We start from the raw sequence: 22,282 nt of genomic DNA, 5'->3' as shown, positions 1-22,282 counted from the left end.
ACTGATGCTTGGGGAATTAAGGTAGCAAACGTTGAAATCAAACACGTGGATTTAGATGAGCGTATGGTCAAAGCCATTGCCAAACAAGCCGAAGCCGAGAGAACTCGACGCGCTAAAGTCATTCACGCCGAAGGTGAATTACAGGCTGCCGAAAAGCTGATGCAAGCAGCAAAAGTATTGGCAGAGCAACCAGGAGCGATTCAACTAAGATATATGCAAACCTTAACTGATATTGCAGGTGACAAATCTTCTACTATCGTCTTTCCAATAGATCTATTAAAAGGGTTTAAAGAATAAGCACAAAAATATCCCTTATGGAACTCTATATCGGACGCGTCACCTTACTTCACAAAATATTTGGGAATCCTATCGCTAAATATTTATTCACATACGGAGCGAATTGGATAAGTCCCAGCACGCCTTGCGTCAGTCTTACAACGCACAAAAAAGGAAAATGAACTCCAAAACTTTAGTTAATAGCATTATTGATATGTAGCTTTTTATAACGATAAGCGGACACACTCTAAATTAGGCTATAAACAGCCCTTAGAGTTAAGCGTGAGTTCCATAAAATAAGCCTAAGAAAGTGCCCTATTTTTGACTCTTACAAGGCTCGGCATAATCCAACTAATACATCTTTTGATGTGCCTCTTTATTTACATTTAAAAACACCTCCAAACTCAAAATTTAACGCATAATAGGTCTATCACTAATCATTAAAATAGTAATGATTCTAGCATTAAAAGCTGATTCAAATTAAAATGGCATAATAAACTTACGTGTTGTACTACATCATCTCTTATTAACTTCTCACTTTGACTTAGATATTTACTAATGACCGTCCATAAACTTACCCACCTAAAAGAACTCGAAGCCGAAAGCATTCATATTATTCGTGAAGTTGCTGCTGAATTTGATCGCCCTGTCATGCTTTATTCCGTCGGTAAAGATTCGGCTGTTATGTTGCATTTAACGCGTAAAGCGTTTTATCCTGGCAAACCGCCTTTTCCCTTGATGCATGTTGATACCACATGGAAATTCAAAGAAATGATTGAATTTCGTGATAAATATATCAAAGAACTAGGCTGGGATTTATTGGTTCACTCAAACCAAGAGGGTATTGACCAAGGTGTTGGCCCCTTTACGCATGGCAGTAAAAACCATACTGATGTGATGAAAACCACAGCATTAAAGCAAGGATTGAACAAATATAAATTTGATGCCGCTTTTGGGGGCGCGCGTCGTGATGAAGAAAAATCACGCGCTAAAGAACGCGTGTATTCATTCCGTGATAAAAATCATGGCTGGGATCCTAAAAATCAACGCCCAGAACTATGGAATATCTATAACGGCAGAATTGATCAAGGTGAAAGTATTCGTGTATTTCCAATCTCCAACTGGACTGAGCTAGATGTCTGGCAATATATCCATTTAGAAAATATCCCGATTGTACCGCTTTATTTTGCTAAAAAACGCCCCGTTGTCGAGAAAGATGGCATGTTAATTATGGTCGATGATGAGCGTATGCCTATCGGCCCTGATGAAAAAGTAGAAATGAAAATGGTACGATTTCGTACTTTAGGTTGCTATCCATTAACGGGGGCTGTGGAATCAAGCGCAACAACGCTACCTGAAATTATTCAAGAAATGTTATTAACCACCACGTCTGAGCGCCAAGGTCGATTGATTGATCATGACCAGTCAGGCTCAATGGAACAGAAAAAACGTGAAGGGTATTTTTAAGAGCAGACGAAAGACACAAGGCTAAAGGCAAAAGGAAGAACATGCGACGATTTGAAGACTTGGATGTTTGGAAACGTTCTTCTCGGCTTTGTGTAAGTGTTTATAAAGAACTTGCTTGTTGCAAGGACTTTGGTTTTAAAGATCAGATTACACGTTGTAGCTTATCTATTCCTAGCAATATTGCTGAAGGATATGAACGGGGAACAGATAAAGATAGCATTCGATTTTTTTACTATGCCAAAGGCTCTTGTGGTGAACTACGAACTCAAATTTACATAGGTATTGAAATTGGTTATATAAAGAAAGACATAGGCTTTCAATGGAAAAATGAAGCGGAACAGTTATCAAAAATGCTATCTGCCCTCATTAAATCAAGAAGCTCTTAACCTTTCACCTTTAGCCTAAAATTTTTAAAGGAAAAATTTTCTCATGTCACACCAGTCAGATCTTATTAGTAGCGATATAGATGCGTATTTAGCACAACACGAACGTAAAGAATTATTACGTTTTTTAACCTGCGGTAATGTTGATGATGGCAAAAGTACGCTTATCGGGCGTTTGCTGTACGACTCTAAAATGATTTATGAAGACCAGTTAGCCGCTGTGCAATCTGACAGCGTTAAATCAGGCACTACCGGTGCTGGGAAAATTGATTTAGCCTTATTAGTTGATGGCTTGCAAGCAGAGCGCGAGCAAGGTATTACTATTGACGTGGCTTACCGCTACTTCTCAACTTCAACACGAAAATTTATTATTGCTGACACCCCAGGGCATGAGCAATACACGCGCAATATGGCGACGGGTGCTTCGACTTGTGACTTAGCCGTGATCTTAATTGATGCGCGTTATGGGGTGCAAACACAAACCAAACGCCATAGCTTTATCGCTTCTTTATTAGGTCTTAAACATATCGTTGTGGCTATCAATAAAATGGACCTGGTCGATTACAGCAAAGCAACCTACGAAAAAATTAAAACGGATTATTTGGATTTTGTGAATAATCTTGATGGTTTAAATGATATTCACTTTATTCCTCTGTCCGCTTTAGATGGGGATAATGTCGTCAATAAAAGTGAAAAAATGCCATGGTACACGGGTAAAACCATGATGGAAACACTGGAAACAGTAGAAATTGCGGGGGATGAAAATTTCCAGGACCCACGCTTTCCAGTGCAATATGTCAACCGGCCTAACCTCAATTTCCGAGGCTTCTGCGGTACGGTGGCTGCTGGTATTTTCCATAAAGGCGATAAAATTACCGCCTTACCTTCTGGAAAAACCAGCACGATCAAATCTATTGTTACTTTCGATGGCGAATTAAAAGAAGCTTTCCCGCCCATGGCCGTTACTTTAACCTTGGATGATGAAATTGATATTAGCCGCGGCGATACGATTGTCAGTAGCGATAATCTACCCAGCGTTGCTGATAAATTTGATGCCAATATCGTTTGGATGGCAGAGAGTGCACTGACCCCCAGCAAGCAATATATTTTAAAACTGGCAACACGTAGCGTTTCAGGTTCAATTACGAATATTCAGCACCGCATTGATGTGAACACCCTTGAGCATCATGATGCTAAAAAACTACAGCTCAATGAAATTGGCCTGTGTACCGTTTCAGTCAATGCGCCTGTCGTATTTGATGCTTATCATCGTAGCAAAGGCACAGGGTCCTTTATTATTATCGACCGCCTGACCAATGTTACTGTTGGCGCTGGTATGATTACAGGTTCTAGTTCAGAGCTGGAATTAACTCATGTCTCGGCTGAAGAGCGTGCCGCGCGATTTGCTCAAAAAGCCACTTCTATTGCCTTAACAGGGAAAAATAAAGACTCTGTCGCTTATCAATTAGAAAGAAAACTATTTGATAATGGCCATGCCACAATCGTATTAACGTCTCATTTAGAAGAAGCAATTACAGTTGTTAAACAGGCGGGATTAATTTGCATTTGTACGGCAGACTCAGGCTGTGATTTAAGTTTTGATACCGACACCTTATCGGTTGATGACATTCATTTAGCCTTGAAAGATAAAAACATTATTCACTAATAAAGTAGCGCCAATGTAATGGGGATATATTAATGCCCTATTACCCCTATAAGGATCTGATAAATGACGCAAAAAATTACAAAAGCTGTTTTCCCTGTTGCTGGCTTAGGCACTCGTTTCCTACCTGCAACAAAGGCTAGCCCGAAAGAAATGCTACCTATCGTTGATAAGCCACTGATTCAATATGCCGTGGAAGAAGCGGTAGCAGCGGGAATTGATACCATGATTTTTGTCACTGGGCGCAACAAACGTGCTATTCCCGATCATTTTGATAAATCTTATGAACTTGAAAAAGAGCTTGAGGCAAAAAATAAGCTTCGAGTATTAGATATGGTTAGAAATATTCTACCCTCTCACGTTTCCTGTATCTTTATACGCCAGTCCGAAGCCTTAGGTTTAGGTCATGCGGTATTATGTGCAAAACCTGTTGTTGGTGATGAGCCTTTTGCTGTTCTTTTAGCCGACGATTTGGTAGAGGATGGCAAGCGCGGATGCATAGCACAAATGACCCAACAATTTACCAAAACACCACATTCACTTCTTGCTGTAGAGCGTGTTGACCCGAATGAAACTGACAAATATGGTATCGTAAAAACCACGAGCACCGACAATGATAAAATCGGTGAAGTGCAATCTATCGTCGAAAAGCCAAAACCTGATGTGGCTCCAACCAATTTAGGCGTTATTGGTCGTTATATTTTAACACCTGCCATTTTTGCCGAAATTGAAAATACAGGTAGAGGTGCTGGAAATGAAATTCAACTAACTGATGCGATTGCTTCATTATTAGCTAAAGAAAAAGTGCTTGCTTATGAATTTGAAGGAAAACGTTATGACTGTGGTGCTAAATTAGGTTTTTTAATGGCCACAGTTGAGCAAGCGTTATTACATGAAGAATTAAAAGATGACTTTCTAGATTACCTTAAAACCTTAGCTAAAAAATATACCAAATAAATTACGTAGATATAGACTCTTATCCATAACAACTGTGGATAAGAGCCTCTTACTTCCCCTCCCTTATTTATAATCCCCAATGGATACAATCAGCATTCGTGGTGCAAGAACGCATAATTTAAAAAATATTGATCTTGACTTACCTAGAGATTCATTAATCGTGATTACTGGTTTATCTGGCTCAGGAAAATCATCGCTTGCATTCGATACTATTTATGCTGAAGGCCAAAGGCGTTACGTAGAATCTTTATCAGCCTACGCCCGTCAGTTTTTATCTATGATGGAAAAGCCTGATGTCGACCATATTGAAGGCTTATCCCCGGCAATCTCCATTGAACAAAAATCTACCTCACATAACCCTCGCTCAACCGTTGGCACAATCACCGAAATATATGATTATCTAAGACTGCTCTATGCTCGGTCAGGTACACCTTGCTGCCCTACCCATGAGCTATCCTTGGAGGCGCAAACGATTAGCCAAATGGTTGATCATGTTTTAGAGCAAAAACAAGATGAGCGTTGGATGCTATTAGCGCCTATAGTTAATGAGCGCAAAGGCGAACATATTCAGCTATTAGAGGACCTACAAGCACAAGGTTTTATACGCGTACGTATTGACGGCGTAGTCTATGAGCTCGATGCACTACCCGAAATAGATGGCAAAAAAAAGCATACTATCGAAGTCATCATTGACCGTTTCAAAATTCGTCCCGATATGAGTCTGCGTTTAGCAGAATCTTTTGAAACAGCCCTGAGAATTGCTGACGGAATAGCGACAGTAATAAGCATGGATGATCCGAAAAAACAGTTAGTTTTTTCAGAAAAATATGCTTGCTCAAAATGCGGTTATAGCATTACCGAATTAGAACCTCGAATTTTTTCCTTCAACAACCCGAAAGGCGCTTGTAGTGCTTGTGATGGTTTAGGCGTTAAACAGCATTTTGACCCTGAATTGGTTGTGCATAATAAAGAAATAAGCTTAGCAGCAGGTGCTGTCAGAGGTTGGGATAGGCGTAATGCTTATTATTATCAACTTATTTGTTCTCTGGCAGAGCACTATGGCTTTGACCCTGAGACACCCTTCAATGAACTGAGTGATGACATACAGCATATCATTTTATATGGCAGTGGCCGCAAAGCTATAGATTTCAATTTTATCACGGCTAATGGAAAAAAACGCAAAAAACGCCATAGCTTCGAAGGTATTATTGCCAATATGGAGCGCCGTTATCAAGAAACAGAATCACAAGTTGTACGTGATGAATTAGCCAAATACCAAACGAATAAACCCTGTTCTAGCTGCCATGGCTCACGTTTAAATACAGCGGCACGAAATGTTTTTATCGCTTCAAAACCGCTCTATGAAATTACCAGCCTCCCTATTCGGCAAGCTTTGCAATTTTTTCAAGCTCTGAATTTACCCGGTCAACGCGGACAAATAGCAGAAAAAATTAATACTGAAATTCAACAAAGATTAGAATTTTTAGTCAATGTTGGCCTGGACTACCTTAGTCTAGATCGTAGTGCAGATACTTTATCTGGTGGAGAAGCACAACGTATTCGCCTTGCAAGCCAAATTGGGGCGGGCTTAGTCGGCGTTATGTATGTCTTAGATGAACCGTCTATAGGTTTACACCAGCGCGATAATGAGCGTTTATTAAAAACCTTATTCAGACTGCGTGACTTAGGCAATACAGTCATTGTAGTCGAGCATGATGAGGATGCTATTCGTGCTGCACAATATGTGGTTGATATTGGTCCTGGTGCCGGCGTTCATGGTGGGCAAATTATTGCTCAAGGCACACCTGATGAAGTAATTAATAATGAACAATCAATCACAGGGCAATATTTATCAGGTAAGCTGGAAATTAGCATACCTAAGCAGGTCACGCCGCGTGATGAAAAGCACCTTATTACAGTGCGCAATGCGCAGGGTAATAATTTAAAAAACATTGATGTCAGCTTTCCAGTGGGTTTATTAACTTGTGTCACAGGTGTCTCCGGCTCAGGCAAATCGACATTAATCAATGATACTTTATATCGATATGCTGCCCGCGCAATTAACCGTGCATCCACACTGCCAGCACCTTGTGATGATGTCGAGGGCTTGGAGCAATTTGATAAAATTATCGATATAGATCAAAGTCCAATTGGTCGTACTCCACGTTCGAATCCAGCCACATATACGGGGTTATTCACACCCATTCGTGAACTATTTGCAGCAACCCCCGAGTCACGCTCTCGTGGCTATACACCTGGTCGTTTTAGCTTTAACGTCAAAGGTGGTCGCTGTGAGGCCTGTAAAGGTGATGGTGTGGTTAAAGTAGAGATGCACTTCCTCCCTGATGTTTTTGTGCATTGCGATACCTGCGCAGGCAAACGCTACAACCGTGAAACGCTAGAGATCCGCTATAAAGGCAAAACGATTAATGAAATATTAAATATGACTATCGAAGAAGCCTATACCTTCTTTAGTCCTGTACCTACTTTAGCGCGCAAACTACAAACTTTATTAGATGTCGGTTTAAGTTATATTACCTTGGGGCAAAATGCGACCACCTTATCAGGTGGAGAAGCGCAACGCGTTAAATTAGCTAAAGAATTATCTAAACGCGATACCGGAAAAACACTTTATATACTTGATGAACCGACGACAGGCTTACATTTCCATGATATTCAGCAATTACTCAATGTACTACATACTTTGCGTGATCATGGGAATACAGTGATTGTGATTGAACATAACCTAGATGTCATTAAAACGGCAGACTGGGTGGTTGATATAGGACCAGAAGGTGGTAATGGGGGCGGGATGGTCGTTGCCGAAGGTTCGCCTGAACAAGTTTCTCACATTGAAGCATCCTATACAGGCCAATACTTAAAACGCTTTTTTACAGCAATCATAAAATCCAATTAGTTTTTTATAGGGTATAGCGGGAACAGTAATTCAGCCTCTATTTCCAGCTATAAAGGCAGATTAAAGCACTACTCCCAAAAGTATAATTGACTCTATGAAAGAGGGCCCTACGAAAAACTTAAACAGCAATTCCTACTTGTAGTGACTCAAACCAATCTAAAAATCGATTCACATCATCGCCTCTAAAGATTCGCCCATGTTGGGGGGCCATAATATCAATATCAAGTTTACGTACTCGATCAATCCAATCACGTTTTGCTTGGTTAGATGGCATCCAGCGTTGATGAAAAAAGCGCATTTTTTCTACATGTGCATTAAAATCATCAACAAAGATGGGAGCTCCATCCTCCTCTAATGCCGCGCCTACATCACCTGACATCAGGATTTTTGCTTTTGGGTCATAAATATGAAAATTAGCTGAAGAATGTAAATAATGTGCAGGGATAATTTTTAAATCCGCACCATCCAATTGAATAACGCCGCCATTATCAGGAATACCAACATATTCAATCGTTTCACAACCGAAATGTCGCAAAAACCCTTCCCACAAGGCAGGTGCATGTAGTTTTGCGTGCGGTAAAGCTTGGTCCCAAAGCCCTAAGGACGAAATAATATCCGGATCTTGATGTGAGGCAAATAAATCGGTAATTTCTTCTACAGGCGCATGATGCAATACAGCGGCTAACATCGGTGCAAATAATTCTATTCCCCCTGGATCAAGCACCAAGCAACGCTTCGCCGTGCGAATGATATATTGATTGGTATCAATAATATTGCTAGGTTTATTTTTATCCCGCCCGTACATAATCCATTGGTACGATCCATCGTAAAGCTTAGTCATTTTCATAATAAATAATCTCTTTTAGCAACTATTCTGTAACATTAAGAATGGATAATGCGCTTCGGCAACGCTGCACATTATCATGAATAACTTGCGCCGCATTATCGACACTTTCTGCTACGGCTTGTAAACTTTGTAAGTATTCCCCTGCTTGTGAAGCTTCAATCCTTGAGTTAGCCGCAATAACGCGCGCAGCTCTAGCAGGATGCATAACGCCTTCGAGTTGGTCTAAAAGTTGATTAACGTGTATTCTAAATTGAGTACGACAAAACTGCATACGCTGTTGCGCTAGTTCCACCGATTTATCTAATGAACTTGCATAAGGCGCACCTTCAGCCAATATCACTACTTTCTCAAAAGAATGGCATGCGTCAGTCATTCTATGCTCATCAACTGTCATCTGGTAAAGTAATAAGGCATGTTCATTGATATCATTAACTAACTCAATCGTTTCTTTAGCCAACTCATTAATAAAATCAGTAATCGGTTGAAAACCTTTTGCCTTTTCACCGGCTCTAAAAGCAATAGCTTTAGCATTGGCAGCCGCTAAGGAAATTTCTTTTGCCACATGCATAACAGCACTTAGTTCAGCAGCAATAGATGCCACGGCTACAAATTTAGATTTTGCATGATTCGGTTTATTCATTAATTAATCCAGCTTTTAGCCTATAAAATACAATCGCATTTACTTTTATGCAGTCCACTCATAAACTGCTTTCACACGATTACCATTACCACTGTACTCAACGGTCTTACATAAGTTAAATAAGAGACTTATGCCACGCCCAAAGTTTTGTTCATTCTGCTTTAAGTCTGATGATACCTTTGAAAAATCAAATCCTGGCCCAGAATCTTGCATTCTAATCACTAATTTTCCACCTGTCTTCGTCGGCTGATGATTAAAACTCATTTTTATATAGCCATCACTTAATTGCGCTAGCCTCTCCTCTCGAGTTGAATAATATTGCATAAAACCATCAGCACTTTGTTTCATTTTGGAATCCAATCCTAATAACCCATGCTCTAAAGCATTAGCAAATAACTCAGTAACAATTAAAAAAATAGACTCACGGTGCTCAATTAACCCTTGAATTTCCATAATTAAATTAATCACGACAGGAACGGGGTTAGCATGTCGTAAGGAGGAGCTCTGGAACTCCATAGATCCCTTCCAAGAAAGCGCTTGTAACTTTTTATGTGTTTCTTTAGTTGCTACTTGCATCCATTGAGCATCTGAAACATTACAGTTTAACTCAACAAAAGTAATATCATCTTGCTGCCCCATTCCCTTAGTGTGCTTATCTAATGCACTTAAAACCGCAGTATAACCATCAATACCACCATCAATACTGTTAATCACACTAGGTGCATCAAACTGCTCACCTTGTGTGTTTTCAGCCTCAATAACACCATCGGTAAACAAGTACAAAAAGCTATCTTTGCTAATCGGCATATGTTGCATGTCGGGCACAAAGCTATCAATAATACCTAAAGGTAAGTTTTTGGAAATAATAGTCTGTAACTGCTTAGTCTTATGATTAAATAAATAATGATCGGGTAAACCACAAGTGATCAAGCTCATGGAGTTAGTATCCGGAAAAAAAACCACAACCGTAGCTGCTAAAAACATATTAACAGGTAGCAATTTATGCATTTTACGGTTAATTTCAACAATAATTTCGCTACAGCCAAACCCTTTTTCTGTCATACCATAGAAAATTTCTGCCGCAGGACCAGCACCTACCGAGGCGGCTAAACCATGCCCTGTAAAATCACCTAATAAAACATAAAGTTGATTACCTGGCGATTTAGCCACCAAAAATATATCACCATTAAACAAAGCCATGGGAGATAAGCGATATTTCACTTCTGGTGTATCATAAAACCCAGCGTGAACAATATTTTTATACAATGTTGCGGCAATTTCTTGCTCTTGATCCATTTTGTGCTGATATTCTAATAGCTGTTGCTTTTGGCTATATTGCTTCTGACAAAGCTGCCGAAAACGCAACAAAGAATTTACTTTTGCTTTTAATACCAATTCATTAATTGGTTTATAAATAAAATCATCGCCTTCAGCATCTATACAATACTGCAAGTATTCCTCACGACTATCCCCAGTAATAAAAATAATAGGCACATACTCAGTACCTGAAATTTTCTTTATTTTAGTCGCTGCCTCAATTCCATTCATTTTTGGCATCAGAATATCTAAAACAACAAGATCTGGCCTTTCTTTCTTAAAAAGTTGTAATGCCTCATCTCCATCCTCAGCCACAAAAACTTTATATCCTGCTTGGGAGAATATTTTTTCTAACAATATGCGTTGCAGTTGGCTATCATCTGCAACTAAGATCTTTGATTTATATTGTGTTTTTTTTTCTAAAATCATTAGCTTGTGTTTTTTTACTTTACATTACTGTAAATAATTTATCAAAATTAGCAATGATCAATATTTTTTTGACATCAGGGCAAGCATTGATGATTTTTATCGCACTTTGTTGGTTACTCACTTTATCACGTAACACTAAAAGCATACCTAAAGCGGAGCTATCCACATATTCGGTTCTACCAAGGTCGATACTAATCGAACTAACACCTTTCGCTGCTTGTTCTGATAATTTACGGAAATCTTGGTGCAAGCTAAAGTCAAAACGTCCTATAACCTTTACTTGTAATTCGTTATTACTTTTATTTAAAAAAACTTCAACTGTCATGTTATATTCCTAAAATATTAATTAATCATTCACTAGCGTAGTACAGTAGTCCCAAAATAAGCCATACAACAGTAAGATCTATCAAGGTTATAGTTTTTATGTGATGCGCTTCGTTCCTCAGCACATCTTACATGACTTAGTATCTAACAGAAAAAGGAGGAGTAAAAGTTATCTATCATAAGCTAAAACAAATCAATCTCACCTTCTTCCATTGTGTTCTGCGCAACAGTTTTCTTTTCTTTAATTTGCCATAGCGCCTGCATATCTTTAAAGCGCTGCACCCCTGCTTCTAATTCATTTTTTTGCATCAGAATATCAGATATTTTGAAACTTCCTAAACCGATTTTAACTTCGTCATTGAGTGCTTGAAAATGATGTACATTGCTTTGTAAAAATTCGATTTGCTGGCGTGCCATATCTTCAAACTGTAAAGCTCGAATAGCACCCCCAACTGCTTGCTCCATTTGATTAGAAAGTCCTGATACTTGCGTTAATTGTACCGACATATTTGCATTCATCGTACCGATATCGCGCATCATCTCGTCAATATGCGATTTGGAAGTAATGGCTATATTCATGTCTCTTGATGCCATTTTTTCAATCATTTGTTTGGCATTATTAATATTTGTACGCGACTCCCCCACTACTTTCTTGATTTCTTCACTAAATTTATCAGAATGTTTAGATAAATTTCTAACCTCATCAGCAACTACAGCAAAACCACGCCCAGCCTCGCCGGCTCTTGCTGCTTCGATCGCCGCATTGAGTGCTAGTAGATTAGTTTGATCCGCAATACCTTGTACATCAGCCAATAAGACGACAATTTTTTTCATATGCTCATCAACATCACTTACAACGGCAACCATCTCCATGCTTTGTTTACTAACCTCTAAAATATGCTCGATAAAATAAGCTAAAACCCCATCAGTTTCTTCTGCAAATTGTTGAAAATTTACTGATTTTTTTTCACCTTCTTCAGTAGAAGTGCCTTCTAAATTATTGACTAATGAATGCATTGCGTTTGCCTGCTGAACCGAAAGATTATGCATTTCAGTAAAACTATTCGACATAGTAACAACGGCATCCGAAACAACTTGCTTCACTTGTTCTAACTCACCAACAAAATCAATAACTTCTTGTTCAGTACAGTGCTGTAATGTCTGTAAATACTGATCAACTGCCCCTTCTACAGAAGAATTTTCATCCTCAGCTTCTCCATCCTTTATAAAATTAGCTTGCTGAACTTGATAAATAAGTACACAGAAAAGCCCAAATAAACTTGGAATAACAATCCAATACAAGGTTTCTATAGAAAAAAATAGCGGCAAAAACAAAGCAGCTAATGTCAACAAAAAAGGCCAAATGATTTTTTTCAAAAAAAGCGACATTTTAATTTCCAGATTATTTAACTAACGCAAGTATTTGTGCAGCAACTTGATCGAGAGGCTGTACATAATGCGCTGCACCTTGGCGATAAGCTTCGCCTGGCATACCCCATACGACACTACTGGCTTCATCTTGAATGATATTTGTTGATCCAGCATCACGCATTTCTTTCATCGCCACAGCACCATCGGCTCCCATTCCTGTAAGCATGACACCTATGGCATTACTGCCAACATTTTGTGCGATGGAACGAAACATCACTTCCACAGAAGGCTTAAACCTATTCACAAGCGGGCCATCATTTAACTGGCAGACATAATGTGTACCATGCCTAATCACGAGTAAGTGCCTATCTCCTGGCGCAATATAAATATGCCCTGACTTAATCACTTGGCCTTCTTCAGCAACACAGGCTTTCATTTCAGTTACCTCATTAACATGCTTAGCAAAAGAAGCACTAAAAGCAATGGGTAAATGCTGGGTAATAACAATGGCAGGGGTTGTTGTTAGTAAACCTTTTACTACATTTTTAACCGCTTCTGTTCCCCCTGTCGATGAACCTATAGCAATAATTTTTTCCGTAGTAACAAAATGTTTTTTCGGAGTCGTCGCTTGTTTATCTTGGATGTTTAATTTTGTAGAAATATTAGCTGCCTGTTTATGATTGCTTTGATTACTGACTGAGCTAGATCCAGATCGTACATTTGCTTTAGCTGCTGCTTTAACTTTTGCAATTAAATCTTCGGCGTAGGCATTCAGTGTATTGGCCACATCTACTTTTGGCTTAGCAACAAAATCGACAGCGCCTATAGCTAGCGCTTCTAAAGTTACCTCAGCACCCTTCTCAGTTAGAGTGGAAATCATAACCACCGGCATAGGTCTTAAGCGCATTAAATTACGCAAAAAAGTTAGCCCATCCATACGCGGCATTTCAATATCCAAAGTTAAAACGTCAGGTTTTAGTTTCTTAATCTTATCTCTGGCGATAATAGGGTCTGCAGCAGTCCCAACGACCTCAATTGCAGCTGAAGACTCAAATATTTTGCTCAACATCGTACGAATAAGTGCTGAATCATCAATAATTAATAAGCGTATTTTTTCCATCTAACATATTCCCTTAAAATAATTCAATATCACTTTCAACAGGCATATCTTTAATACTATTAAAGTATCGCTTCTCTCTAATAGCAAGCGTTTCATTATGTATATCTTGAATTTTTTTCATTTTAACTTTACCCGTTTGGGGGTAATAGTTCACTTTACGTGGATAAATATCGCCTAAATCTTGGGCAAGCAATCGCAAAGCCTCAGCATCGACATAATCTAATACAAACTGTATATTTCTTGCTCCCACATCACTCATAGTTGGGATAATTTTGCCGCCGCCAAATAACTTAACTTCAAGGTTTTTTCGTTTACCACCGTTAGATAAAATAATATTAATTAAATGCTCCATGGCATAATTTCCATAACGCGTAGCATTACCCACAACCGCCTCATCACCCGCTTGTAATCGCGCTTTGCTTGTTTCAGGCAACATAAAATGATTCATACCACCTATACCGGAGATAGGATCGCGAATACAAGCTGAAATACAAGAACCCAGGACAGTGGTAATAAGTTCATTTTCCCTAGTTACATAATACTCGCCAGGTAATACTTTGGCAGTAACAATATTATTTTGTTTATCCCAGTAACGTTTTATTGACTCAAACCCTTCAACTGAAGGGGGGGCTATATTTTCATTCATAATAACGTATTTTTGTAATGTCTCATTATCTACTGACGTTTGAATAATTAAGCTCGAAAAATCAAGGTAAATGTTGCGCTGCATTTTCTAGTGTATCCTACATCAACGTGTCCATGTGTGATGAGAAATTGTATGCTTTTTATCTTATTTTTCGATAAATAGTATTACCAATTAAATCAAAATCAGTCTCAATTTGATGTAAAGACTCCGAGTGACCAATTAATAAATGTGCGCCTGTAAATAATAAAGTACTGTAACGATTAACGAGCTTTTCCTTTGTATCTCGATCAAAATAAATAATTACATTACGACAAAAAATAAAATCAAAATGCCCTTTCATAGGCCATTCATTCATCAAATTAAGTTGTTTAAAACGAATGCAGGCTTGTAGTTCAGGTTTAACTTTTACTTTACTCGCATTCCTGCCAATGCCTTTTTTAAACCATCTTTTTAAGCGATCTGTTGATAAACCACTGACACGATCATCTCCATAAATACCTGTTGCAGCAGTTTGTAAAACATTCGTATCTAAATCTGTGGCCAAAATCTTTACATTCCAGTCCTTAGGTAAGTTTTCCAATAATGTCATCGCGATAGAATAAGGCTCTTCTCCAGTAGAACAGCCAGCAGACCATACCTTAATTTCCCTACTCATATGATTACGTTTAAGTAATTCAGGGATAATCGTATTTTTTACATACTCAAAATGGTGATTTTCACGAAAAAAAGCAGTTAAATTTGTCGTGATCGCATTAATAAATTCTGTAAACTCATGTGCTTCGTTGTTTTTTAAATACTGACAATATTCCTGAAAATCCCTTAAGCCTAGCATTCTTATCCGCTTTGATAAGCGAGAATAAAACATATCAAACTTATCATCTGTAACAATAATGCCGGAATGACTATTTGATATTTTTCTCAAAACCTCAAAATCTGCTCGGGTATAGTTAAATTCACGCTGTTTTTCCATCGTTTTTATCCTTTCTTTATATACTCTGATCAGAAAAAACCAGCAGCAGCCTGATCAACCCCTAGCATATTATCGATACCTAGCAATTTCGCCGCTTCTATAAATTTATCCGATGGAAAATCAAAAATAATATCCTTATTTAACTTGAGTGCCTCCTGCTTTAAAACAACAAACAACTGTAAACTTGCAGTATCAATACTATTCACATTCGCAGCATCAATTTCTAAACATTCATTACCTTGTAAAGCTTGTACTAACTGACTATGTAATTCTGCCACTGTACTAATATTGAGGGTATTCTCTAAGAGAATTTTTGAATTATCTATAAACTCACTAACTTCCGATATTTGATTGCTTACTTCAGCAATTAAAACTTCATTCTCTGGCTTATCGACGCTTGCGTTGTCAACGGCTTGCTCGACCAAGGTTTCTTCTTGATCTGGTGGTTTATCATCGTCATTGATCCAGGCAAGTGGGTCAAAACCAATTAAACTGTCTTTATTTTTTGTCGTCATTTACATCACCTTACCTTCAAGAAAAGCATTCGCTAAATCACGAAAATCTCGTGCTGAACGGCTTCCAGGTCGATACTCTAAAATTGTTTTACCAAAACTAGGACACTCGGCTAATACCGAAGCTTCTCGAATAACAGTCGCTAGTACCTGATTGGGAAAATGTTTTAACATAGTATTTAAAACTTCTTTAGATATACGTCTTGTCGTTACATAGCGAGACATCACTAAAGAGATTTTATATTTTTTCTTTAATGCACTTTCAAAGCGCTTTAAAGTAGCAACTAAATGCGACAAACCTTGTAGTGCCAAAAAGTCACTCGTCATCGGAATTAAAACCTCATCCGCTGCAAATAATGCATTTGCGACCAATACACCCGATGAAGGTGGACAATCAACAAAAACAAAATCTTGGTCTTGTAAATTCTCATGCAATGCTTTGCGCAATAAATCCCCTCGTTGCGCACCGCCATCGGTCAACTGTTCAATTTCTTGCAGCCTTGGGCCTGCAACAATAAGTTGCAAATTATCACGTGCTGCAATCACCTGCTGCTCAATATTTTTTTCATCTAACATCACTGCATCAACACCATTAATCTGAGGCGATGTTACCCCAAAAGAGACCGCTAAATGCCCTTGTGGGTCTAGATCAATAACAGTCACTTTATAGCCTTTTTTAGCTAAAGCATGCGTGAGATTCGTCGAGGTAGTCGTTTTACCAACGCCCCCTTTTTGATTAATAATAGCAACCACTCTAACACTCATAATAAACTAGGTAATCCTTCAAACTCATCAGGGTTAAGTAGCTTATCGACATTTAAAAGCATAATCATATTGTGTTTATACACATAAATACCACGCATAAAGCGGGTATCAATTTTGCTGCCTAAATTTGGTTTTTCTTTAATATCTGCTAATTTAATATCTAAAACATCCGAAACCGCATCTGCAACAACACCAATAACATTAGTCCCTTGCTCAGATTCAACACACAAAATAATAACCACGGTAACGGGGGTGAACTCCCTATTTTCCATTGCAAAACGTACGCGTAAATCAATGATAGGGACGACTTCTCCGCGCAAATTTAGTGCTCCCTTAATATAATCTGGCGCATTAGGAATATTACGCACCTTTTCCCAACCTCGAATTTCTTGTACCTTCAAGATTTCAACGCCATACATTTCTCCTGCTAAATCAAAAGTCAAATACTGTCCGCTCATATTCGATTGATTACCCATAGCGTCATTAGCCATATTCACTTCCTAATCATTAGCTGTATGTTTTACGCGTGTAAAAACATACGGTTTACAAACTACTTGTTTATCTTAATTTTATTGCGTATTAGCTTAAAACTCATCCCACTCATCATCCTCACTTGTTTCTACAAAAGACTTTCCTACCATGTCTTTTGCTTGTGATTTATTCATCCTATGCAGAGTAGGTTTGGGGGAAACTGGAGGGGGAGCCTGTTGATCAACGGCTCTATTTACTGGACTTGGTGCCCCATTAAAACTAAAGAATTGTAATAAATTAATCATATTAGTCGATTGGTCACTCATAGATACACTTGCTGCTGAAGCTTCTTCAGCTAAAGCGGCATTCTGCTGAGTAATTTCGTCCATTTCTGAAACAGCTTGGTTAACTTGTTCAATTCCTTGAGACTGCTCAATACTAGCCGCCGCAATTTCAGAAATAATATCACCGACTTTTTTCACGCCTCCGACAATTTCATTTAATGATACACCTGTCTCATTAACGAACTCAGTTCCTGTACGTACTCTTTGTATACTGGTTTGAATTAGCTCTTTACTTTCACGTGCAGCGGCGGCACTACGTTGTGCTAGATTACGCACTTCAGTCGCTACAACAGAAAATCCACGCCCTTGCTCACCTGCCCTTGCTGCTTCAACGGAAGCATTTAAGGCAAGTAAATTCGTCTGAAAGGCAATTTCATCGATAACACCAATAATTTCAGCAATTTTATTACTACTTTCATTAATTTCAGCCATTGCATTAACTGCTGAAATAACGACTGTGCCACCTTTTTCTGCCAATTCTCTAGCACTACTCGCTACCTGATTAGCTTGTTGGGCATTATCTGCGTTATTTTTAACGGTACTAGTCAGCTCCTCCATGCTCGAAGCTGTTTCTTCCAAACTCGCCGCTTGCGCTTCTACACGCTCAGATAAGTTATTATTACCACTGGCAATCTCTTGTGAGGAATTATTAATAAAATCCGCCGACTCTCTTATTTGTCCTACAGTATCCGCTAATTTATCGATCGTGGCATTTATACTGCCTTTACAGTCATCGTAAACCCCCTCATACTCATTAGTAATTTTATTTGATAAATCACCTGTTGCCATGCTGTGCATCGTATTATTAATATCCGAAAAAACGCCTTCGATACCATCTGTTAATTCATTAATTCCTTGACTTAGCTTTTCAAAGAAACCGTCTTTATCTGCCATTTCAATCCGAGCAGATAAATTCCCTGTTTTAACGCCTTCAACTAAATTTTCAATTTCTTTTTCTATTTTAACTTCATGCGTTCTATCCAACCACTCAACTACCGTGCCAATTCGACTTCCGCTTTCATCTAAAACAGGGTTAGCAACAAAATTCATATGTCGTGAGCCAATGACTAATTCCGATGTTAAAGTACCTTGTAAATTAGGCACCATGCCTCTTTGATGAGCTGGATTTTTATGGAACTGATCAATATTAGCCCCTAAAAGCTTATCTGCATCAAAATTAGGTAATTGCTGCTGTATATCTTTCTCAGCATTTTTGAACATACTTTTCACGGTATCATTCATATAAATGATTTCCAGATTAGTATTCGCCACCATGACACAAGAGCTGACATTATCTAATGCTTGTTTAATACGTAAAGACTCACTCCCTGTTTGTTTCATATAAGCCATGTCTGCATTTAATTTAACTTGCATGCCATACAGTGCTCGATTGAAATCACCAATTAAATCATTACGATCAATATCTGTCTTATTTCGGAAATTATTATCCGTCATTTGATAACACATATTAGTTGCTTTACCCAAGGAGCCAGTGACATCACGTACCAACCTATACCCTAATATACAAGCTAAAGTAGAGAGCAAAGCGACTATTGCAAGTGGTAATAGTTGTTGGGCATCATAAAACTGCTTCATTAAAAAAATATTAGGTAAAAGAAATGCGCCTGCAATCATTCCCGCTTTTTTATTGATCGAAATTTCTTTAATTGCTTTTATTACTTTTGCTAAACCAACAGGTCTAATCGTTGTTGCGCGACGGCCATTTAACTCCCGATAAAAAGTATCTGCTTCATTAACCTGTGCACGGCTAGGTGCATAACGAACAGAAAGATATTCAACAGGAACCCCTTGTTTATAAACAGGTGTAACATGTGCTTCTACCCAATAATAATCACCTGATTTAGTTCGGTTTTTAACTAGTTGAGACCAGGGCCTCAATGCCTTAACAGATTCCCATAAATCCTGAAAAGCAACCGCTGGCATATCCGGATGCCTTACCATATTATGATTTTTACCAATTAATTCATCATAAGAAAACCCACTTATTTCAACAAAAGCATCATTGGCATAAGTAATAACGCCTTTTAAATTAGTACGCGTAACTAATATAGTCCCGTCTTTCATCATGACTTCATTCTCAGTCACAGGCATGTTAACTTTCACTATGCATTCTCCTTACCAGTCAACTTTGTTAATTTAAGCAGTTTAACTTTCATCATTATCATCCTCTGCAGCATCGTCCACACCATCTAATTTCAATAATTTTTTAACATCGAGTAGTATTAGCATTCGCTCCTCAACTAATGCTAAGCCACTAATAAATTCGGTACTAACTTTTGTCCCAAAATCAGGTGCACTTTGAATTGATTGCAGATCAATATTATTGACATCAGAAACCGAGTCAACAACAAGCCCCATAGTACGACTTCTACCTTGTAAAATTGTCTGCAAAACAACCACAACGGTTAAGTTAGTATATTCAGAATGCTCTAAGTTAAATCTTTCTCGTAAATCAATAATCGGAACGATAGCACCTCGTAAATTCACCACTCCTTTTTCATAACTGGGTACATTAGGTATTCTAGAAACAGGCTCCCAACTGCGTATTTCTTGAACACTTAATATATCAACACCGTATTCTTCTTCACCCAGAGTAAAGCTTAAAAACTGCATAGAGTTCTCAAGCTGAGTTTCTTCTAGTTCTTGTGTATCAGTTTCTTGAGTCATTACTGTTTCGTATTACTGATTTGATAAACGTACTAAACCAGGAATATCCAAAATTAACGCAACTGAACCATCACCCAGTATAGTTGCACTTGATACCCCCTCCACACGCCGATAGTTTGCTTCTAACGACTTAATAACCACTTGTTGTTGGCCTAATAAATCATCGACAAACAAGCCACAGCGTACGCCTTGCCCATCAACAACAACTAATAAGCCTTCGGTTAATTTAGTTGCTTTAGCTGATTTAACATTAAAAACATGATGCATTCGTACTATAGGCAGATATTCATCACGCAAGCGAAATGTCTCGCCCTTTCCAGCGACACGATTAACCATATTATCGTTAATTTTAATGGACTCAATAATAGAGCCAAGTGGCACAATAAATGTCTCATCTCCCACAGCAATAGACTGCCCATCTAAAATAGCTAAGGTTAAAGGTAAGTTAATTGATATAGTTGAACCAACCCCTAAATGAGATGTTATCTCAATATTCCCGCCTAAAGACTGGATATTTCGGCGTACCACATCCATGCCTACGCCACGCCCTGAAACATCAGTTACTTTTTCTGCTGTTGAAAATCCAGCCATAAATATCAGTTCATAACATTGCTTATCAGTTAGTACGGCATCTGGGTCTAAAAGCCCTTTTTCTATTGCTTTGTTGCGTAAAAAATCCTTATTTAGCCCTTTCCCATCATCTTTTACCTCGATAACAATATTACCTCCCCGATGGTAAGCTTCTAGAGTTATCAAACCCACTTCAGGCTTGCCGGCGGCAATTCGGTCAGCGGGCATTTCAATACCATGATCCAAACTATTACGTACTAAATGAACCAGCGGATCACTAATAAGTTCAACAACTGTTTTATCAACTTCTGTATGTTCACCGACTAACTTTAGCTCAATTTTTTTATCCAGCTTAGTGCTCAAATCATGTACCAGCCGAGGAAAGCGACTAAAGACAAAACTGATGGGTAGCATGCGGATATTCATGACACTTTCTTGTAACTCACGCGTGTGTCTTTCTAATTGCACTAAGCCATTTTTTAGGTGATCGATTTTGTCAGGGGAGAAATGTTCGCCGACTAAGCTCAACATAGACTGAGTAATAACCAGTTCACCAACCATATTAATGAGCGTATCTATCTTCCCGGTATCTACTCGAATGGAAGTCGAAGCAGCTCCTTTTGATTTTTTCTCCTTAGCTTGAACGGGTTTAGATGATGTTGGAATATTTTTCTTCAGCTCAGGGTTTTCCTGATTTTCAGTGATTAGACTGTCACTTGGAGTTGTTTGCTCAACCAAACTAGAAGGCTCAGTCTGTTGCATATTAACTAACGCTTCACCTAAGTTTAATTCTTGAATAGATAAGTCACACTCACCTTCAACCCAATCAAAAATATCATCAATCTCTTCTCTTTTAACATTTCCTTTAAGAATCAAAGTCCAAGACAAATGACACTCTTCAGGATCCAGTTCAAAGAGTGCTGGAACGCCGTGCAAATCAACAATAACCTCTAAATCACCTAGCTCCGATAACTCTCGAAACATGCGCACAGGATCATTACCTGTTTTTAGTAAATCCGCATGAGGACAAAAAGAAATCTTCCATCCGCTTTCAGTGGCACTTTCCATCTCCTTAATAACCACTGTTTCAGGCGACTCAACAGGAGTGGCTGGTGAATTATCCTTACCACTTGCACCATTTAGCTCAATTTCCAAAGCCTTTTTATGCTCTGCGACACTAACCTCATCAATATCATTTTCATCTTGTATGGCCGACAACATTTCACGCAAGCAATCAACCGAACCAAGCAAGACATCAACAGCCGCTTGAGTGATTTGCCTGCGCCCATCACGCATCTCATCCAAGAGCGTTTCCATCACATGGGTAAAATCCGATACCGCAGTAAAACCAAAAGTTCCGCTACCGCCTTTTATTGAATGAGCTGCCCTGAAAATTGTATTAATAACTTCAGAATCAACATCGCCCATATCCAGGTTTAATAATCCTGACTCCATAATATCCAAGCCTTCAAAACTTTCTTCGAAGAAAACCTGGTGAAACTGCGCCATATCAATTGACATTGAATAACCTGTATACTTTAAATTAAGTAAAAAACCAGCCGACCTTATTGTTTATATCACTATATAACCCAACCTTGACCTATT

General features: G+C 38.5%; 20 protein-coding genes. 6 read left to right on the top strand and 14 right to left on the bottom strand.

Features of this window, described 5'->3' with window-relative positions:
• The 6 genes from BQ7314_RS14120 to uvrA all read left to right on the top strand — a co-directional run.
• Positions 1 to 297, top strand: a 297-nt coding sequence (locus BQ7314_RS14120) for an SPFH domain-containing protein (RefSeq protein WP_342590414.1), incomplete at its 5' end; no start/stop codon positions are given.
• 537 nt (positions 298 to 834) lie between these two features.
• Positions 835 to 1,743: a sulfate adenylyltransferase subunit CysD gene (gene cysD, locus BQ7314_RS14115; RefSeq protein ID WP_174484325.1), complete on the top strand. Its 909-nt coding sequence runs from the start codon at positions 835 to 837 to the stop codon at positions 1,741 to 1,743.
• 41 nt (positions 1,744 to 1,784) lie between these two features.
• A complete protein-coding gene (locus tag BQ7314_RS14110) occupies positions 1,785 to 2,129 on the top strand; it encodes a four helix bundle protein (protein ID WP_174484324.1) in 345 nt (114 codons plus the stop codon).
• Positions 2,130 to 2,172: 43 nt separating this feature from the next.
• Positions 2,173 to 3,792: a sulfate adenylyltransferase subunit CysN gene (cysN, locus tag BQ7314_RS14105; RefSeq protein ID WP_174484323.1), complete on the top strand. Its 1,620-nt coding sequence runs from the start codon at positions 2,173 to 2,175 to the stop codon at positions 3,790 to 3,792.
• A 63-nt stretch (positions 3,793 to 3,855) separates the two neighbouring features.
• On the top strand, positions 3,856 to 4,746 hold the full coding sequence (gene galU / locus BQ7314_RS14100; RefSeq protein WP_174484322.1) for a UTP--glucose-1-phosphate uridylyltransferase GalU: 891 nt from the start codon (positions 3,856 to 3,858) through the stop codon (positions 4,744 to 4,746).
• Between the two features lie 79 nt (positions 4,747 to 4,825).
• Positions 4,826 to 7,663, top strand: a complete 2,838-nt coding sequence (gene uvrA / locus BQ7314_RS14095; protein WP_174484321.1) for an excinuclease ABC subunit UvrA — start codon at positions 4,826 to 4,828, stop codon at positions 7,661 to 7,663.
• Positions 7,664 to 7,781: 118 nt separating this feature from the next.
• On the opposite strand, the gene BQ7314_RS14090 is transcribed toward uvrA, so the two are convergent.
• The 14 genes from BQ7314_RS14090 to BQ7314_RS14025 all read right to left on the bottom strand — a co-directional run bounded on the left by BQ7314_RS14090 (position 7,782) and on the right by BQ7314_RS14025 (position 22,198).
• A complete protein-coding gene (locus BQ7314_RS14090) occupies positions 7,782 to 8,510 on the bottom strand; it encodes an oxygen-binding di-iron domain-containing protein (RefSeq protein ID WP_174484320.1) in 729 nt (242 codons plus the stop codon).
• A gap of 22 nt (positions 8,511 to 8,532) precedes the next feature.
• Positions 8,533 to 9,150, bottom strand: coding sequence for a chemotaxis protein (locus BQ7314_RS14085; protein ID WP_174484319.1), 618 nt, complete (start codon positions 9,148 to 9,150; stop codon positions 8,533 to 8,535).
• 45 nt (positions 9,151 to 9,195) lie between these two features.
• Entirely contained in the window at positions 9,196 to 10,896 is a 1,701-nt protein-coding gene (locus tag BQ7314_RS14080; RefSeq protein ID WP_174484318.1) for a SpoIIE family protein phosphatase, read from the bottom strand.
• 19 nt (positions 10,897 to 10,915) lie between these two features.
• A complete protein-coding gene (locus BQ7314_RS14075) occupies positions 10,916 to 11,221 on the bottom strand; it encodes an STAS domain-containing protein (protein WP_174484317.1) in 306 nt (101 codons plus the stop codon).
• Positions 11,222 to 11,403: 182 nt separating this feature from the next.
• Complete coding sequence (locus BQ7314_RS14070) at positions 11,404 to 12,609, bottom strand: methyl-accepting chemotaxis protein (protein WP_174484316.1); 1,206 nt, start codon at positions 12,607 to 12,609, stop codon at positions 11,404 to 11,406.
• Positions 12,610 to 12,622: 13 nt separating this feature from the next.
• Positions 12,623 to 13,711 (bottom strand): protein-glutamate methylesterase/protein-glutamine glutaminase, encoded by a 1,089-nt coding sequence (locus tag BQ7314_RS14065; RefSeq protein WP_174484315.1) that lies wholly within the window; start codon positions 13,709 to 13,711, stop codon positions 12,623 to 12,625.
• A gap of 13 nt (positions 13,712 to 13,724) precedes the next feature.
• Positions 13,725 to 14,357, bottom strand: coding sequence for a chemoreceptor glutamine deamidase CheD (gene cheD, locus BQ7314_RS14060; protein WP_174484334.1), 633 nt, complete (start codon positions 14,355 to 14,357; stop codon positions 13,725 to 13,727).
• A gap of 139 nt (positions 14,358 to 14,496) precedes the next feature.
• Positions 14,497 to 15,327 (bottom strand): CheR family methyltransferase, encoded by an 831-nt coding sequence (locus BQ7314_RS14055; RefSeq protein WP_425356652.1) that lies wholly within the window; start codon positions 15,325 to 15,327, stop codon positions 14,497 to 14,499.
• A 29-nt stretch (positions 15,328 to 15,356) separates the two neighbouring features.
• Positions 15,357 to 15,842: an STAS domain-containing protein gene (locus tag BQ7314_RS14050; protein ID WP_174484314.1), complete on the bottom strand. Its 486-nt coding sequence runs from the start codon at positions 15,840 to 15,842 to the stop codon at positions 15,357 to 15,359.
• Positions 15,843 to 16,604, bottom strand: a complete 762-nt coding sequence (locus BQ7314_RS14045) for a ParA family protein (protein WP_174484313.1) — start codon at positions 16,602 to 16,604, stop codon at positions 15,843 to 15,845.
• Positions 16,601 to 17,095, bottom strand: a complete 495-nt coding sequence (locus tag BQ7314_RS14040; protein WP_245395012.1) for a chemotaxis protein CheW — start codon at positions 17,093 to 17,095, stop codon at positions 16,601 to 16,603. The genes BQ7314_RS14045 and BQ7314_RS14040 overlap by 4 nt, the downstream gene beginning before the upstream one ends.
• Positions 17,096 to 17,188: 93 nt before the next feature.
• Positions 17,189 to 19,543 (bottom strand): methyl-accepting chemotaxis protein, encoded by a 2,355-nt coding sequence (locus BQ7314_RS14035; protein ID WP_174484312.1) that lies wholly within the window; start codon positions 19,541 to 19,543, stop codon positions 17,189 to 17,191.
• 42 nt (positions 19,544 to 19,585) lie between these two features.
• Positions 19,586 to 20,107: a chemotaxis protein CheW gene (locus BQ7314_RS14030; RefSeq protein WP_174484311.1), complete on the bottom strand. Its 522-nt coding sequence runs from the start codon at positions 20,105 to 20,107 to the stop codon at positions 19,586 to 19,588.
• Between the two features lie 12 nt (positions 20,108 to 20,119).
• Positions 20,120 to 22,198, bottom strand: a complete 2,079-nt coding sequence (locus BQ7314_RS14025) for a chemotaxis protein CheA (protein WP_174484310.1) — start codon at positions 22,196 to 22,198, stop codon at positions 20,120 to 20,122.
• Positions 22,199 to 22,282: the final 84 nt, after the last annotated feature.

This window comes from methanotrophic endosymbiont of Bathymodiolus puteoserpentis (Logatchev) (assembly GCF_900128525.1).
In the GTDB taxonomy this organism is placed as follows: Bacteria; Pseudomonadota; Gammaproteobacteria; order Methylococcales; family Methylomonadaceae; genus Methyloprofundus.
The sequence above is the reverse complement of the archived record's forward strand: the minus strand, read 5'-3'. Positions and strand labels throughout refer to the sequence as shown.

Coding starts and splice junctions, on each gene's coding strand:
- cysD (WP_174484325.1), top strand. CDS start 835: ATGACCGTCCATAAACTTACCCACCTAAAAGAACTCGAAGCCGAAAGC.
- BQ7314_RS14110 (WP_174484324.1), top strand. CDS start 1,785: ATGCGACGATTTGAAGACTTGGATGTTTGGAAACGTTCTTCTCGGCTT.
- cysN (WP_174484323.1), top strand. CDS start 2,173: ATGTCACACCAGTCAGATCTTATTAGTAGCGATATAGATGCGTATTTA.
- galU (WP_174484322.1), top strand. CDS start 3,856: ATGACGCAAAAAATTACAAAAGCTGTTTTCCCTGTTGCTGGCTTAGGC.
- uvrA (WP_174484321.1), top strand. CDS start 4,826: ATGGATACAATCAGCATTCGTGGTGCAAGAACGCATAATTTAAAAAAT.
- BQ7314_RS14090 (WP_174484320.1), bottom strand. CDS start 8,510: ATGAAAATGACTAAGCTTTACGATGGATCGTACCAATGGATTATGTAC.
- BQ7314_RS14085 (WP_174484319.1), bottom strand. CDS start 9,150: ATGAATAAACCGAATCATGCAAAATCTAAATTTGTAGCCGTGGCATCT.
- BQ7314_RS14080 (WP_174484318.1), bottom strand. CDS start 10,896: ATGATTTTAGAAAAAAAAACACAATATAAATCAAAGATCTTAGTTGCA.
- BQ7314_RS14075 (WP_174484317.1), bottom strand. CDS start 11,221: ATGACAGTTGAAGTTTTTTTAAATAAAAGTAATAACGAATTACAAGTA.
- BQ7314_RS14070 (WP_174484316.1), bottom strand. CDS start 12,609: ATGTCGCTTTTTTTGAAAAAAATCATTTGGCCTTTTTTGTTGACATTA.
- BQ7314_RS14065 (WP_174484315.1), bottom strand. CDS start 13,711: ATGGAAAAAATACGCTTATTAATTATTGATGATTCAGCACTTATTCGT.
- cheD (WP_174484334.1), bottom strand. CDS start 14,357: ATGAATGAAAATATAGCCCCCCCTTCAGTTGAAGGGTTTGAGTCAATA.
- BQ7314_RS14055 (WP_425356652.1), bottom strand. CDS start 15,327: ATGGAAAAACAGCGTGAATTTAACTATACCCGAGCAGATTTTGAGGTT.
- BQ7314_RS14050 (WP_174484314.1), bottom strand. CDS start 15,842: ATGACGACAAAAAATAAAGACAGTTTAATTGGTTTTGACCCACTTGCC.
- BQ7314_RS14045 (WP_174484313.1), bottom strand. CDS start 16,604: ATGAGTGTTAGAGTGGTTGCTATTATTAATCAAAAAGGGGGCGTTGGT.
- BQ7314_RS14040 (WP_245395012.1), bottom strand. CDS start 17,095: ATGGCTAATGACGCTATGGGTAATCAATCGAATATGAGCGGACAGTAT.
- BQ7314_RS14030 (WP_174484311.1), bottom strand. CDS start 20,107: ATGACTCAAGAAACTGATACACAAGAACTAGAAGAAACTCAGCTTGAG.
- BQ7314_RS14025 (WP_174484310.1), bottom strand. CDS start 22,198: ATGTCAATTGATATGGCGCAGTTTCACCAGGTTTTCTTCGAAGAAAGT.